Origin of the sequence: Massilibacterium senegalense (assembly GCF_001375675.1) — a bacterium.
Lineage (GTDB): Bacteria > Bacillota > Bacilli > Bacillales > Massilibacteriaceae > Massilibacterium > Massilibacterium senegalense.
This window is the reverse complement of record NZ_LN831785.1, coordinates 142576-157002: the sequence shown is the minus strand read 5'-3', so window position 1 is coordinate 157002 and position 14427 is coordinate 142576. Positions and strand designations below refer to the sequence as shown.

Sequence of the window (14427 nt, the reverse complement as noted above, 5' to 3'; positions counted from 1 at the left end):
AATATAGCCTCCTTAAATTAGTTTGTTTTGTTCCAAGAATATCCGAAAAGTTCTCCACCACCTGGATATAATTCCAATACCTTTGTCTTGTTAAGAATTTCCTGTGTACCCTCTGGATATGAACTAATCTTGTCTAACGAAATAAATACTTGTTTATCTAAAGATGTATAAATTTCGATGATTTTCTCGATTGCTTCATCTTCGATTTGTTTTAATAATAAGGAATCGTGCACTACTAAAGGTATATCTGTAAGAGCAAGCATAGCTATATCGAAGATGACTAATCCTTTGTATTGTGCTCCAGTTCCACTGTCATTAGGAGTGTAAAATGAATAACTATTATGTTTTTCTATTATCAATTCGGGTGCTGTTTTTGTCCCGTCATAGATAATATCATTTAATTCTTTCATTTTTTTATTTATTTGTTTTTCAACTTCAGATAACACATCTTTCAACAATATGTTAAAGCTATTGGATAACTTTGTAGAGCGGTCTTTTAGTTTATTTAATTTAAGAAAGTTGTTGTTAGCGTCTTTTAGTTGTTCTATATCGTTTTGCAAGTCGGCATACTGAGTCAATACGGCTTGGGAAACATTTGGTATATTAGAAACGCTAGTTATCTTTTCTTCTAATATCGCAATATTGGAAGATATAGAATTAATCATATCTAGGATATTTTTTCTACTTTGCTTGAACTCTTTTGTTAGAACAGTCCTAACTTGTTTATGAAATCCTTCAATTTCTTCGATTCTTTTAATATTAGCATTTGGGAAAAATTCTAATAATGCTTCGAAATCTCGTTGCTGTGTGAATTTTAAAAAGTTATTATCTATCTCATATGATTTTTTCTGGGATTCTAATTGAATACGTTCTCGCTTTAATATAGATAGTTCGGACCTTAATTCAGATATTTCTCTTGCTTGTAAAGAATCAACATCAGAAAGTCCTTTTGAGTTCTCTGACATTAGATCATCTAGCTTTTCATTTAGAATGCTGATTTGTTTTTCATTATTTTTAAACTCTGTCTTATTCTTAACTGATTTGATATGTTTAAATTTTTGTGCATCTTTGAAGGTCTTTTCTTCAGCTTTAGCAATTTTAGCTATATTTTGCTGCTCCATAATTAATTTGTATTTATTGAAAATTTTTGTTAATGCTGTAATCCCATCTTTTTCAGGCTCCCTAATAGCACTCCGAAGCGGAAACTGTTCATCTGTTGTTTCCCTTTGGTAAACTCGAAAGAAGCGTGCTATTGCTCCGCGTAGTGTTAAGTTTGGCAAATTAAGTTTGTATTGTTCTGAAAGAAATTCAGTATATTCGTCTACAGAAATAGTATCAATTGTTTCGTAATTTTCATTACATATATTAATAACTGTATAATCACCGGTAGACCGTGAAAAATAAAAATCTTCTTCGTTAAATTTAAACTTAAAATCTATTGTATGTACCCCAATGTTTTTTTGTACGTCAACAGATTTATTGATATAATCCTCTCCGCCAAATACGAAATCCAAAATCATCAAGAATGTAGACTTACCAATTGAGTTTGAACCTTTATTGTTGCCAAGCACTGTATTTAATCCCGGATTAAAAGTAATTGGCGGTCTAATTTTTTCATTCTCTATAAATTTATCAGACTTAATTTCTACCAACAAAAGAAATCACCTCATCTTCAGTTAAGTCAATCTTATGTAATGCGTATAGAATATTTAAAGCTTGTATGAATTCGTTTATATCAGTTATTTTTTTATGAACTCTTTTATATAATTCGCTAATATTCATATCTTGATTTTGTAACTCATTCAATATAATTACTAATTTTGGTAATATACTAGTTTTATATGAGACAACTTTATTAGATAATTTCATCGAAAACCTCACAATTCTGCACAAAGAATGCAACTATAATTTTGCAGGCTTCTTTATGATTTGCAGTTTTTTTAGTGTGTAGTAAAATCCAGTCGGCAAGTTGTTCGACAATTGCATTTTGATCACTTTCAATAGTCTCTAATTTTATGTACATTAATTTTATTTCTGTAGCAATTCGGTTAAAGCTACTTATTCTTGAAAATGAATCCTTAATAAAATTGTAATAGGTCAGTACATGATTAGTGAGCGTTGAAATTAATATAACGTTAGCTGGTAATATTTTTTTATTGATTGAAACCGCATCCAAAGATAATGGCTGTAAATTATTAAGATTATCAATTTTTCCCAAAGCATCAACTACTTCAGTTATTTTTTGTTCGATATCCATGGAACTTATGTATTCGGATGTTTGAGTTGAGCGAATAGCATCGGACTTTAAATCCATCAACAGTTTGTATTCATCAACATCAGGTATAAAGGTATAAGAGTGAGAGCAATCATGACATAACGCTATTTTATTATCGTTGGACTCCAATTTGCTTGGAGGAGCGATAGTGTCTTTAAATAGCTGTTCCTCTGATTTATCTAACCCTTCCGGAAAAATCCTAGTTATTTCGTATTGACTAATCGACTTTCCTTTTTCAGTTTTTACTAAGCTTTTAGTACACGAAGGACAATGATTATTCACTTCTTTTAAAAGAGGATAGTCATCAGCAGTCGGTATATGTGATAAAACTTTATTAGTTTTATTAATTGCATAAAGTAAACAATGAGCTAAAAATAAGCTTGTTTTTCCGTTTAGATAAAAAGCTTTTAATTCATTATATTTGTGTTCGGAAACTGTATTATCGTTCTCTAGAATTTTTAATATTTCACTGGATAGGCTACACTAAGTTGGACAGATAAAATAAGGGCTTGTAAACTTAGACTATTAACTTAAGGGAGCGTGCTATTATGACACGTCAACGTCGAACATTTACACCCGAATTTAAACTACAATTAGTGAAGCTTTATGAAAATGGTAAATCTCGTGCAGATATTGCTAGAGAATATGATATTACGCCTTCTGCGTTAGATCGTTGGATTAAAAATCACAAAGAGACAGGCTCTTTCGCTGCCAAAGATAATCGAACAGAAGAAGAAAATGAGCTGGCTAGATTACGTAAAGAAAACCAACGTTTATTAATGGAGAATGATATTTGCACCTAAAGGTATAAAAGTATCTACGCATTAAAATGCTAGATACTCTAAAAAGCAAGCAGCGCTGATCATGGGACGAAAATAGATGTGATTCGAAATAATGCTCACAAATATTCGGTATCAGCAATGTGTGACGTCCTCAATCTTCCTAAAAGCACGTATTATTATCATGCCGATTTATCTAGTAAACGTGCAAAAAAGGCTGAAGATACAGAGATTTCAAAGGAAATTACTCGTATTTTTAAAGAAAGCCGTAATAATTATGGCACTCGTAAAATCAAAAAAGAATTAGAGAAATTACCTGAACCGAAATACGTTTCACGTCGCCGAATTGGGCGTCTAATGAAGGAACAAGGGTTAGTATCCAACTATACGGTGGCGCAATTTAAGCCACATAAATCAAGTTGTAACGAAGCACCCGTAAAAAATGAACTACAGCGTCCATTCAAACAGGACGAACAATTAGCGGTTATTGTCAGTGATTTAACATACGTCCGTGTCGGAAATAAGTGGCACTATGTATGCCTATTTGTCGACCTATTTAATCGTGAAATCATTGGTCATAGCTCGGGAGCAAACAAAAAGGCAGAGCTGGTGTATCAAGCAATTGCGCGGATCCAGGCGAATTTAAATGATGTCAAAATGTTTCATACGGACCGAGGAAGAGAGTTTGATAATAAACTAATTTCAGAGGCTCTTGAAACATTCGGTATCCAGCGATCACTGAGCATGAAAGGATGCCCTTATGATAATGCCGTGGCTGAAGCGATGTTTAAGGTATTTAAAACAGAATTCTCTAACGGAGCTCATTTCTCTTCTCTTGAACAGCTCGCTCTTGAACTTGATGATTATGTACATTGGTTCAATAACATTCGAATTCACGGAACACTAGGCTATTTAACGCCTGTGGAATTCAAACAACTGACCTTATAATTTTTGTCCAGTTTAGTGTTGACATTCCAATACATGAAACAGAGTTAAACAGGGATACCTAAATAAGTTAGTTACATTTCTTTATATTAAAAACAAAAAGGTTTGGCTACTATCTTGTATAACACTATACTATGATGTAAGATAGAATTAATAAATAATTGAGGTGAAGTACCTTGTCTACTACTACCCAAATGTTAAAAGGCTTATTGGATGGAAGTTTACTTGCACTAATCGCAAAAGGAGAAACATACGGCTACGAAATTACTGAAAAATTAAAAGAGCATCATTTTGTTTTAGTAAGTGAAGGAAGTATTTATCCAGTATTAATGCGATTACAAAAAAATAATTATGTAACATCCGTATTAAGGAAATCACCAAATGGACCAAAAAGGAAGTATTACTCGATTACAAAAGAAGGAGAAATAGAACTAGAAAGATTTAAACAACAGTGGTTTAAACTATCGTCTGGAATATCTTCACTATTAGAAGAGGGAAAATGATAAAGTTGTTATCTAAACAGGCAAAACAATTTATTTTAGAATTAAAAATGTACTTGTTGTCAAAAGGTAAGAGGGAAAAAGAAATTAACGAGATTATAGTTGAGCTAAAAGACCATTTACTTGAAGCTGAATTAGAGGGAAAGAGCATTAAGGACATTACAGGAGGTTCACCACAAATATACATGAAAAGTATTAGTCAGGAGATGGGGGTTGATGCTAGACAAATTCTTAGTTTGGCTCCAATGTCTGCTTTATTAATAATGGCATTTATATGTTTTACCCTATCTATTCGAGGGGATTTCTCCCTTTCTAAAATTGGAGTATGGGGAGTAATTATTGGAACGATTTTCTCCCTGGCTCTCTATGGATTTTTATTGGCGCGTGTTTTGCCCAAGGTCTTCTATTCCAAATGGTTTTCCTTCATTATTGGAATGTCTTATATAATATTAACAGGCTTTTTTGTTCTTGTATTTTTATTTGATAAAGATCCATTTTTTGTGGCAACTCCATTGCAAAACACTTTGATATTACTTGGATGTATTACTGTTTTTGTTATTTGGGTCTTATATGCCAAGTCTTGGCTAACAGTAATTGTTCCTTTTTTCATGTCTTTGGGGCCATTAGCTGAACGATTTCTCTCAACAGAGATTAATGAGGATCCATTTTATATTACTTTGGCTATCATTCTAGGCATCCCTGTTATGATTGGAATACTTTATTTTATGTTTAGAAAGCGAAGTGCTGAATAGATATATATCTTAAAAATAACGCAGAATATTATCTCATTTAAAACGTTAAGAGGATAATATTGTAATGTTAACACCTATTAATACATTTTTTGTAAGGGTTGTTCTTCCTTGTTAAGGTTGTACTTAACAGTTAGGATCTGACATGGAGCCTCTGTGGGCATGGGTCCCCAGCTGTGCTGGCTCGGCTAAACGAGGCTACCATGCCCACTGCTCCATATAAAGCCTATCCTTTGATGTTTCTTTGGGTTTAGTGTAGCTCATGTTCATCTTCATCTGTTGTGCTTAAAATTTAACGGGCGTCAAATATCCCGATGTTTGATGAATGCGAATGTTGTGAAACAAGTGTACATAATCAAACAGCTTGATTTCTAATTGCTCCAGCGTTTCAAATGTATATTGATAAATAAATTCCACCTTGAAACTTTTGTGCGTGGCTTCTGCGATTGCATTGTCATACGGACAGCCCTTTGCACTCAGTGAACGCTTGATTTCAAATGCCTCTGTCGCCTCAATCATGAGTTGATTATCAAATTCAAAACTACGATATGTATGGAAAATATATCAGTTTTTTTAGATTATCTTTAATTGTACTTAATGCTCGTTAGATAATGTCTGCGTCTTTTCTTGGACCAGCGCTCGCCTAAACAATTTCTCGGTTAAAAAGGTCGACAAATAAATATACATAATACCATCTTCCATTGACGCGTGTATACGTTAAATCACTCACGAGCACACGCAATCTCTGATCTTGCTTGAATTCACGGTTGAGTGCTTTAGTGATCACTGCTTCATTACTCGGTTTCTTTTGCAGTTTATAATACGCCACTGTGTATTTTGATGTTAAATCAAGCTCCTTTATCACACGACCACTGCGACATCTGGAAACGATTAAGCCTTGTTTGGCCAGCTCTCGTTTGATTTTACGTGTAACCATAGTTATTGCGCGGCTTTGCTTGAAAATGTGGCAGACACGTTCTTCTAAATCAGCCTGTGCAGCTTGTTTTTCATGGCCTTCTATTTTGCGAAGTTGATAATAATAAGTATTTCCTGAGATTTGCAGGACTCTACACATTACTGATACCGAATAGCGATTTGCGTTTTTACGAATGATCTCTATTTTCGTCCTATGATCAGCGCTGTTTGCTTCATTCGTTTTTTTCTTCTGAATGGTTTTCTTCTGCTTTAAATGAGCCAGTTTCCTAGTAGTATCTAATCCAGCAATCTAGTGCAGAAGGTGTTAGGTTGTATTCTCTTATGATGTCAGAACGTTTCTTTCCGTTTTCATATAGCTTCACCATTTGTAGTTAGAATTCAGATGTATACGTATTTCGTTTTCTTGCCATAGGGGTACGCTTCTTTGTGATATAATCGTGTTTTTATTTATACCACCTATAAAAGTTGTTTCGTAAAGCGTAGCCAATCCAAGTTTTGGGCAACAATTGAAATAGTAGGCCTATGAAATATTAATAGACATAAATAGTTATCAAAAAACGGTCTGTTATAAAATTAAATGCAACAAAATTATAATATTTTCTTGACAATTGAAGAAAAAACGATACAATCAAATAGACAGACAGTCGGTCTGTAAGGGGGGATTGGATGAGAAAAGAAGCTAAAGTACGTAAGAACGAAATTCTTGACGCGGCAGATGAACTGTTCGGTCAGAAGGGATTTGACGGGACAAGTACAAACGATATTCTCGAAAAGGTCGGTATTGCGCGTGGAACATTGTATCATCACTTTAAATCGAAGGAGAATATTATGGACGCGCTGATTGAGCGGTACAGTGCCCGTCTTTTGGGAGCGGCTCAGGAAATCGCTGCAGACAAGAGCATACCTGTAGTCGAGCGCATTATCGGTGTTGTGATGGCACTGAACATAAGTGGCGGAAATAGCAAGGAAATTATGGAGCACATTCATAAGCCGCAGAACGCACTTATGCATCAAAAAATACAAAAAGTTATCATCAATGGTGTTCCACCGATATTAGCGGAAATCATTCGCGAGGGTATTGATCAGGGAATGTTCAATACACCATTTCCGTATGAGTGCATGGAAATGGTTGTAATCTATGCGACTACCATTTTTGATAATGATATGGTTACAATGACGAACGAGGAGCTCTTTTCACGAATGGTTGCCTTTATCTGCAATGTAGAAAGGTTGCTTGGTGCAGAAAGTGGAAGTCTAATGGACACTTTAAAAATGTTTGGTATGAAAGACGGTAGCAACAATGAATAACTCAGTCAAATCCTTTAATAAATTTCTTCTACTTTGGTCGGGTCAATTTGTTTCCGCTATAGGAGGAGGCCTTACGTCATTTGGGCTTGCAATTTATGTTTTCCAGCAAACGGGGAAGGCGTCGGCAATGGCGCTTGTCACCTTGCTTGCGTTTATGCCATCGCTTCTCTTAAGCGCTTATTCGGGAGTGCTTGCAGATCGCTATGACCGTAGGTTATTGATGGTGTTGGGTGATAGTCTTTCCGCACTAGGAATCGTCTTTATTTTAATTTGTATGTTTCGCGGAGAAGCACAGTTATGGCAGATTTGTGTGGGGGTTACCATTAGCTCCGTTTTTTCTTCGCTACTCGAACCCGCATATAAAGCAACGGTTACTGATTTACTTACTGAAGAACAGTATACGAAGGCAAGTGGACTTGTCCAATTGGCGGGTTCGGCAAAATTTCTGATATCTCCTGTTATTGCGGGATTTTTACTCACTGTTGCAGATATAAAGCTGTTGCTTATCATCGACATTTGCACTTTTTTTGTTACCGTTTTAACTACGTTTGCTGTTCGAAGAGGTCTTCCTTCCAAGACATATGAACAAACTAAATCGTTTATACGCGAGTTCAAAGAAGGTTGGTACGCAATTTCCAAAAACAGAGGTGTGTTAGTTCTTGTCATCATCACATCCGTGTTGACTTTTTTTCTCGGATTTATTGAAACACTCTCTATACCTATGCTGCTAGCTTTTACAGATAGTTCTGTAATTGGGACAATTGAAACGATTGTCGCTTCGGGGATGCTTGTATCAAGTGTGATTCTCGGTTTTCTTCCTATAAAGAAAAACTTTTTGAAAATTCTTTCGATTGCGTTGTTTTGTGAAGGAATGTTTATGGCGGCATTTGGATTTCGCGAACATATTATGTTGATCTGTGTCTCCGGATTCTTCTTTTTTGCAATGATGCCTTTTGCAAACACAACTCTCGATTTTCTTGTTCGCACGAACATCGATCATTCTGTTCAGGGAAGAGCATGGTCACTTATCGGGATAATTTCTCAGCTTGGATTTGTTGCAGCTTATTCGCTTTCGGGTATCCTTGCAGATTTTGTGTTCACTCCTTTGTTAGTTGACGGCGGAGTGTTAGCTGATAGTGTGGGGAAAATCATTGGTACAGGTAGTGGCAGAGGAACTGGATTCCTCATTATTATCGCTGGGCTTTTGTTATGTGTTACTTCAGTCATTCTATATAACTTGAACTCAGTTAAAAAGCTTGAAAAAAGAGGTGAACTATGTATCATAGAATAATTCGTAATGACATTTTAAGAAGCAAACTAATAACACTAACAACGATGATATTTGTCGCTGCCGCGGCTATGCTTGTTTCTCTCTCGGCAATACTTGTCGTCAATCTTTCAGGTGCGATAGATACACTTATGAAGCAGGCGAAAACTCCGCATTTTATGCAGATGCATTCAGGTGATATTGATACGGTACGGCTTGCTGATTTCGCGAAGCAGAACAGCCATGTCGATGAATTTCAGGTGATTGAATTTCTCAATGTTGACGGTGCGAAAATTGTAATTGACGGAAAATCGCTTGCGGAAAATATTCAGGACAACGGATTCAGCACACAAAGCAAAAAATTTGATTATCTCCTTGATCTTGACGGGAATGTTATAAATGTATCGGACGGGGAGATTTATGTTCCGGTAGGTTATATGAAGGACGGCACTGCAAAAGTCGGTGACAAAGTTGTGATAGACAGAAAGAAATTTACCGTTGCAGGATTTTTACGCGATTCACAGATGAATTCATTGCTTGCCTCGTCAAAGAGGTTTCTTGTAAGCGAAAATGATTATGCGGAAATAAAGGATGTTGGACGGACAGAATATCTGATTGAGTTCAGATTAAAGGACCTGTCTGAAATTGGTGCATTCGAAACTGCTTACACCTCCGCAGGACTTGAAGCAAACGGACCGACAATAACATATCCGCTTTTTAAAATGCTTAATGCCATTTCTGATGGTCTGATGATTGCAGTCATCCTTCTTGTAAGTGTACTTGTCGTTGCAATCGCATTAATGTGTATACGCTTTACGCTTCTTGCGAAAATTGAAGACGACTACCGCGAAATAGGTGTGATGAAAGCAATAGGGCTACGTGTTTCCGACATAAAAAAGATTTATCTTGTGAAATACGCAGTGATTGCGGCAATTGGTTGTATTCTCGGATTTGCACTTTCCTTTGTGTTCAGAGGCATCCTTCTTGAAAATATACGGCTTTATATGGGGGAAAGTGAAAACTCCTCGTTTGCCTTGCTGTTCGGAATAATCGGCATACTGCTTGTCTTCTTTGCAATCATTGCCTATGTAAACGGAGTATTGAGACGCTTTCGAAAAATATCTGCTGCCGAAGCAATCCGTTTTGGTACATCGCAGGAAAAAAACGTAGGAGCAAAGCGTTTTAACCTGAGTGGAAACCGGTTGTTTAACACGAATATTTTTCTCGGTATCAAAGATGTACTTGCAAGGAAAAAGCTGTACGCTACAATGTTTGCGGTTCTGATAATCTCGGCATTTATCATTATCGTTCCACAGAACTTGTACAACACGATTTCTTCAAAAAGCTTCATCACATATATGGGGATAGGCAATAGTGATTTGCGTATTGACATACAGCAGACGGACAATATTTCTGAAAAAGCTTCGGAAATTATAAAAACGATGAGTAACGATCGTGCGATTTCAAAGTACACCTTGCTTACAACAAAAACATTCAAAGCAAAGACAGAGGATGGCTCGGAAGAAAGGTTGAAAATAGAACTCGGCGACCATTCTATATTCCCAGTAGAATATTCCGAGGGCAGAGCACCAAGCGCAGAAGATGAAATTGCGCTTTCGGCCATGAACGCTGAAGAACTGAGCAAAAAGGTCGGAGATATCATGACACTGGTGATTGAGGGAAAAGAAAAGAAACTTACGGTAAGCGGTATTTATTCCGACATTACCAACGGAGGTAAAACTGCAAAGGCTGTTTTTTCCGACAATTCGGCGGACATTATGTGGTACGTAATCTGTGCTGAGCTTTCAGATCAATCTCTTATCAATAGTAAAATTTCGGAATATGCGGATAAATTTTATTATGCAAAGGTTTCGGATATTGATGAATATATTGAACAAACATACGGTTCGACAATCAGCTCCCTCGGAATGGCCTCCTTTGTTGCAATTGTTGTTGCGCTGATGATAACGGTATTGGTTACACTATTGTTTATGAAAATGCTTGTCGCAAAGGACAGATATTCCATTGCCGTAATAAAATCGTTGGGTTTTACAAACTTGGATATTACAATACAGTATGTTGCGCGTTCGGTATTTGTTCTCATTATAGGAATTGTTATTGGGACGATTCTAGCAAACACTCTCGGAGAGGTACTTGCGAGCATGGTTATCTTATCGTTTGGAGCGTCGTCGTTTGAGTTTGTTGTTAACCCACTTTCTGCGTACCTATTATGTCCATTGCTGATGGTATGCTCGGTACTTATCGCAACAATTATCGGCTCATCGAGTGCGGGACAAATAAAAATATCCGAAAATATGAAGGAGTAGATTATGAAGAAGATAATTATCGGTGAAAATATTGTGAAATCTTTCGGAGTAGGCAATGAAAAGCACAATGTTCTCGACAGTGTGTCCGCCTACATATATGAGGGAGAGTTCGTTTCAGTTATGGGACCTTCAGGATCAGGAAAATCGACACTGTTGTATGCGATGAGTGGAATGGACGGCATTGACGGCGGAAAGGTTTCTTTCGATGACAAAGATCTATCAGCACTTAGTGAAAAGGAGCTTGCCGACATACGCAGAACAAAAATGGGATTTGTTTTTCAGCAGCCGACTTTGCTCAAAAACTTGAATATTCTCGATAACATTATTCTTCCTTCAATGAGGGATAACAGAAAAAACGTTACAAAGGTTACCGAAAAAGCAAGAACGCTTATGAAAAAGTTTGGTATTGCGGAACTGGAAAATCGTGATATTACCCAGGTGTCGGGAGGACAGCTTCAGCGTGCAGGGATATGCCGATCACTTATTAACAATCCTAAAATTATCTTCGGTGACGAACCGACTGGCGCACTTAACTCAAAAACCGCACAGGAAATTATGGACATCATTTCCGAAATTAACACAGAAGGTACAGCAGTTATTCTTGTAACTCACGATGCGAAGGTTGCTGCTAGGACTGATCGTATTATGTTTATGTTCGATGGAAAAATTGTTAGTCAGCTACAATTAAATAAATTTAGTGGCGCAGGCCTTGATGAAAGGATAAAAAAAGTAACTGAAAAAATGCAAGAAATAGGAATTTAGTGATGCTTAACATTACAATTTTTACTGATATATCTAATTAAAAGGAGAAGAACAGATTACTTTTGCTTACCAACATGACATTAATCTTCAGCATGTCCAGCATCAGCCGCATGTCATAAACTTTTCCATTCATTTGTTGAAACACTCAATAAGTATGAGATAAATGTGGACACTGTACATTTGCGTTCTGTATCAACAAAATGGAACTTTGCTAAAATCGTTGGTAGTTCATCTTCAGAAAGAAAGTTTCGAATCAGCCAAAGTATCGTGTTATTCTTGTTCAAGAGAGATTCCTCCTAAGCGTAAATGTTTGTTTGGTACTTACGCTTTACATGGGAATCTCTTTTTTTATACTACTATATTGGAATAAATTAGATAATCAACACGCTCGATTAGCAAAAATAAATTGATAAACAGAAAGATAAAATGCACAGGATTACGCTATCATGAGTCCATAATAGGGAAGTTACAATTAAGTAAAAAAGTTCCTATTTTTCGTTGGTATACTGATTTGATATGAAATATAGTGAGTATAAAAATACCTTTACCATTCACTCCTTTTTGAGATAGTAAAATTAATTACTAAAAAAGAAGCTTTTTATTTAAGTCACTTGTTAAAAGCGAAAAGTACACCAAATCATGCAGGTGTTTATGTGATGGGTGATTATGAAGATCTATATACATTGTATGAGGCGTTACATGATGTTGTTGGCGAGGGAAGAGAAGAAGATTTTATCTATTATCCTGTTGCGCTGCGGGTGTTAGGTGTTTGTATGATATTCGACATGCGTTTATGGCTTCGCGGGAAGTAGAGTTAGTCGATAATCATATGGATGAGGATAAGATGAAGTGGCATAGTATGATTATATCAGAGAAAAATGTGTATTACGGTTTTCCGACAGTTTGGACGGAAGCGGTGTTTGTGGTGATGGCATTAAATGATTTTGTTTTACTTCGCGCGAAGGAATTGTCTAAAAATGATGATAACTTTATGTTGTCGTCAAAAGTGGTATACGATAAGACGATTGCTCAAACTCGGCAATTTCAAACAGTCATTATGGAGACTCTTGCAGAAGTTATTTCTCCTCATTCTTATGCGACAATAATGAATTTATTGACTAGTCGACATTTAAAGTGTACAAGATATGTTACACAAAACTTAGATCGAAAAACGATAAAATATTTATCTTTTTCACCCGAAAAAAGATTGAAACATTTGTCTGCCTACTTAAAACATATTGTAGAACCATCTTCGGAATATGGCAAAATGAAAGAAGATATTATAACGTTTGCTCGTTACAATCAATGTCTAGTTAGTGAAGTAAGGTTAAAAGATGACGAGTACCCTGAGTATATTGAATGGTAATAAGGTGGACAGCGTACATGAAGTCTATTATAAAAGAAAGTTTATTTGGGATTTTGGTGGTAATGACAGTTACTATTTGTGAATTTATCGTAACATTACCATTTGGTGAAAGACAGGAATTAACGCCAGAAAGGTATGCATTTGTGTTAAATAGGGAGTTCCTACTGACCGTCTTTCCTGCATTTATTGTTACATTTTTTCTTGCTAAATTTCGTAAAGTAAAGGATCTATCTGATGCGCTCCGAAAAAGTATCATTTGGACAACTGTTTTACTGATTTATTATTTTGTTATTGGTATCGGGAATTACAATCTCTTGCTTATTTTCCAAAGTCTTGGTCTATACATTTTATTTACATGTACATTTTTGGGACCAATTGTATATATTAAAACGAAAAAAACGTAGCCTAACGATAATGTTGGCTACGTTATTCTATCTAATTTTACGGATTGGCTTCATATACTTTATGATACAAAGGATAATCTGTTTCGATTGGCACGTCAATCACAACAACGCGTAATGCATCATTTGTTGTAAAGTGTATTTTTTCATTTAGTTCTGTAATCACGACAAAATCAGTAGCACGTACGTCATTTCCATTAATGACCCCGTTACCTTCAATGACCATTATCGCTAATTGACGGTTTTCTTTATACACATAGTCAAAACTATTAGTTGTCGTAATATCATACATTTGAACATCTGTTTCTAATTCAATCGAACTATGTTCCCCGATAATTGTTTTAATCGTTGATTCGTCCTCTTGTTTAACAGGAAAGTCTTCGTTATTATACTGTGCATAAAATGGGTGATGAGTAATGGTTTCAGAAAGATTCGGTTCAAACCAAATTTGAAACATTTCTGTATGTGGTGCAAAGAGTGTTTCACTATGTGAAATACCAGAACCCGCTTTGATTAGTTGGGCATCGCCTTCTTGCATAAATGTTTGATGCCCTGCGGTGTCATAATGTTCTACTTTCCCTTTCAACCCATACGATAAAATTTCAAATGCACGGTGTGGATGGAGCGGTATTTTAGACGTTATTTTCGTTTCGGCCCAAGCCCAGTAAAATAAAGGCCCAAGTCGTGGGATAGCTGTTGTTTCTCGTGGAAAAGCAATTGGTTTATATTCGATAATTTGTCCGTCGTTAAAATTCCCAACACCTTGCATGGAACGTGGATAAACGGTAATGTTCATCTTATCACCACCTAAT

Annotated in this window: 12 protein-coding genes and 3 pseudogenes; 9 read left to right on the top strand and 6 right to left on the bottom strand. The window is 36.0% G+C overall.

The window, feature by feature from the left end:
- Positions 1-17: 17 nt before the first annotated feature.
- Genes BN1372_RS01520 through BN1372_RS01510 form a run of 3 tightly spaced genes read right to left on the bottom strand, consistent with a single transcriptional unit; the run spans position 18 to position 2557 of the window.
- Complete coding sequence (locus BN1372_RS01520; RefSeq protein WP_062197135.1) at positions 18-1652, bottom strand: DUF2326 domain-containing protein; 1635 nt, start codon at positions 1650-1652, stop codon at positions 18-20.
- Entirely contained in the window at positions 1639-1869 is a 231-nt protein-coding gene (locus BN1372_RS01515) for an ABC-three component system middle component 7 (protein WP_062197134.1), read from the bottom strand. The genes BN1372_RS01520 and BN1372_RS01515 overlap by 14 nt, the downstream gene beginning before the upstream one ends.
- Positions 1856-2557, bottom strand: a complete 702-nt coding sequence (locus BN1372_RS01510) for an ABC-three component system protein (protein WP_062197133.1) — start codon at positions 2555-2557, stop codon at positions 1856-1858. The genes BN1372_RS01515 and BN1372_RS01510 overlap by 14 nt, the downstream gene beginning before the upstream one ends.
- Before the next feature lie 266 nt (positions 2558-2823).
- Between BN1372_RS01510 and BN1372_RS01500 the strand changes: the two are divergent.
- The 3 genes and pseudogenes from BN1372_RS01500 (at position 2824) to BN1372_RS01490 (ending at position 5251) form a co-directional block, all read left to right on the top strand.
- Positions 2824-4002: pseudogene (locus BN1372_RS01500) on the top strand (IS3 family transposase).
- A 173-nt stretch (positions 4003-4175) separates the two neighbouring features.
- Positions 4176-4502 carry a PadR family transcriptional regulator gene (locus tag BN1372_RS01495; RefSeq protein ID WP_062197130.1) on the top strand — a complete coding sequence of 109 codons (327 nt, stop codon included), beginning with the start codon at positions 4176-4178 and terminating at the stop codon, positions 4500-4502.
- A complete protein-coding gene (locus BN1372_RS01490) occupies positions 4499-5251 on the top strand; it encodes a hypothetical protein (protein WP_062197129.1) in 753 nt (250 codons plus the stop codon). Before BN1372_RS01495 ends, BN1372_RS01490 begins: the two co-directional genes overlap by 4 nt.
- A 282-nt stretch (positions 5252-5533) precedes the next feature.
- On the opposite strand, the pseudogene BN1372_RS15100 reads toward BN1372_RS01490, so the two are convergent.
- A pseudogene (locus tag BN1372_RS15100) lies at positions 5534-6549 on the bottom strand (IS3 family transposase).
- 301 nt (positions 6550-6850) lie between these two features.
- On the opposite strand from BN1372_RS15100, the gene BN1372_RS01480 reads away from it, so the two are divergent.
- Genes BN1372_RS01480 through BN1372_RS01465 form a run of 4 tightly spaced genes read left to right on the top strand, consistent with a single transcriptional unit; the run spans position 6851 to position 11848 of the window.
- Positions 6851-7492: a TetR/AcrR family transcriptional regulator gene (locus tag BN1372_RS01480; protein ID WP_062197128.1), complete on the top strand. Its 642-nt coding sequence runs from the start codon at positions 6851-6853 to the stop codon at positions 7490-7492.
- Entirely contained in the window at positions 7485-8783 is a 1299-nt protein-coding gene (locus BN1372_RS01475) for an MFS transporter (protein ID WP_062197127.1), read from the top strand. Before BN1372_RS01480 ends, BN1372_RS01475 begins: the two co-directional genes overlap by 8 nt.
- Positions 8768-11086: an ABC transporter permease gene (locus BN1372_RS01470; protein ID WP_062197126.1), complete on the top strand. Its 2319-nt coding sequence runs from the start codon at positions 8768-8770 to the stop codon at positions 11084-11086. The genes BN1372_RS01475 and BN1372_RS01470 overlap by 16 nt, the downstream gene beginning before the upstream one ends.
- Positions 11087-11089: 3 nt before the next feature.
- A complete protein-coding gene (locus BN1372_RS01465; protein WP_062197125.1) occupies positions 11090-11848 on the top strand; it encodes an ABC transporter ATP-binding protein in 759 nt (252 codons plus the stop codon).
- A 113-nt stretch (positions 11849-11961) separates the two neighbouring features.
- Here the strand turns inward: BN1372_RS01465 and BN1372_RS15095 are convergent, their stop codons facing one another.
- Positions 11962-12132 (bottom strand): hypothetical protein, encoded by a 171-nt coding sequence (locus BN1372_RS15095; RefSeq protein ID WP_154662968.1) that lies wholly within the window; start codon positions 12130-12132, stop codon positions 11962-11964.
- A gap of 372 nt (positions 12133-12504) precedes the next feature.
- On the opposite strand from BN1372_RS15095, the pseudogene BN1372_RS01460 reads away from it, so the two are divergent.
- Both BN1372_RS01460 and BN1372_RS01455 read left to right on the top strand, forming a co-directional pair.
- Positions 12505-13214, top strand: a pseudogene (locus BN1372_RS01460) (DUF6904 family protein).
- A 17-nt stretch (positions 13215-13231) separates the two neighbouring features.
- Positions 13232-13618, top strand: a complete 387-nt coding sequence (locus tag BN1372_RS01455; RefSeq protein ID WP_062197123.1) for a hypothetical protein — start codon at positions 13232-13234, stop codon at positions 13616-13618.
- Positions 13619-13655: 37 nt separating this feature from the next.
- Here the strand turns inward: BN1372_RS01455 and BN1372_RS01450 are convergent, their stop codons facing one another.
- Positions 13656-14411: a pirin family protein gene (locus tag BN1372_RS01450; RefSeq protein WP_062197122.1), complete on the bottom strand. Its 756-nt coding sequence runs from the start codon at positions 14409-14411 to the stop codon at positions 13656-13658.
- Between the last annotated feature and the right edge of the window lie 16 nt (positions 14412-14427).

What these genes read in the sequence shown, in the direction of transcription:
- BN1372_RS01515 (WP_062197134.1), bottom strand. Translation starts at nt 1,869, where the DNA reads ATGAAATTATCTAATAAAGTTGTCTCATATAAAACTAGTATATTACCA.
- BN1372_RS01490 (WP_062197129.1), top strand. Translation starts at nt 4,499, where the DNA reads ATGATAAAGTTGTTATCTAAACAGGCAAAACAATTTATTTTAGAATTA.
- BN1372_RS01480 (WP_062197128.1), top strand. Translation starts at nt 6,851, where the DNA reads ATGAGAAAAGAAGCTAAAGTACGTAAGAACGAAATTCTTGACGCGGCA.
- BN1372_RS01475 (WP_062197127.1), top strand. Translation starts at nt 7,485, where the DNA reads ATGAATAACTCAGTCAAATCCTTTAATAAATTTCTTCTACTTTGGTCG.
- BN1372_RS01470 (WP_062197126.1), top strand. Translation starts at nt 8,768, where the DNA reads ATGTATCATAGAATAATTCGTAATGACATTTTAAGAAGCAAACTAATA.
- BN1372_RS01465 (WP_062197125.1), top strand. Translation starts at nt 11,090, where the DNA reads ATGAAGAAGATAATTATCGGTGAAAATATTGTGAAATCTTTCGGAGTA.
- BN1372_RS01455 (WP_062197123.1), top strand. Translation starts at nt 13,232, where the DNA reads ATGAAGTCTATTATAAAAGAAAGTTTATTTGGGATTTTGGTGGTAATG.
- BN1372_RS01450 (WP_062197122.1), bottom strand. Translation starts at nt 14,411, where the DNA reads ATGAACATTACCGTTTATCCACGTTCCATGCAAGGTGTTGGGAATTTT.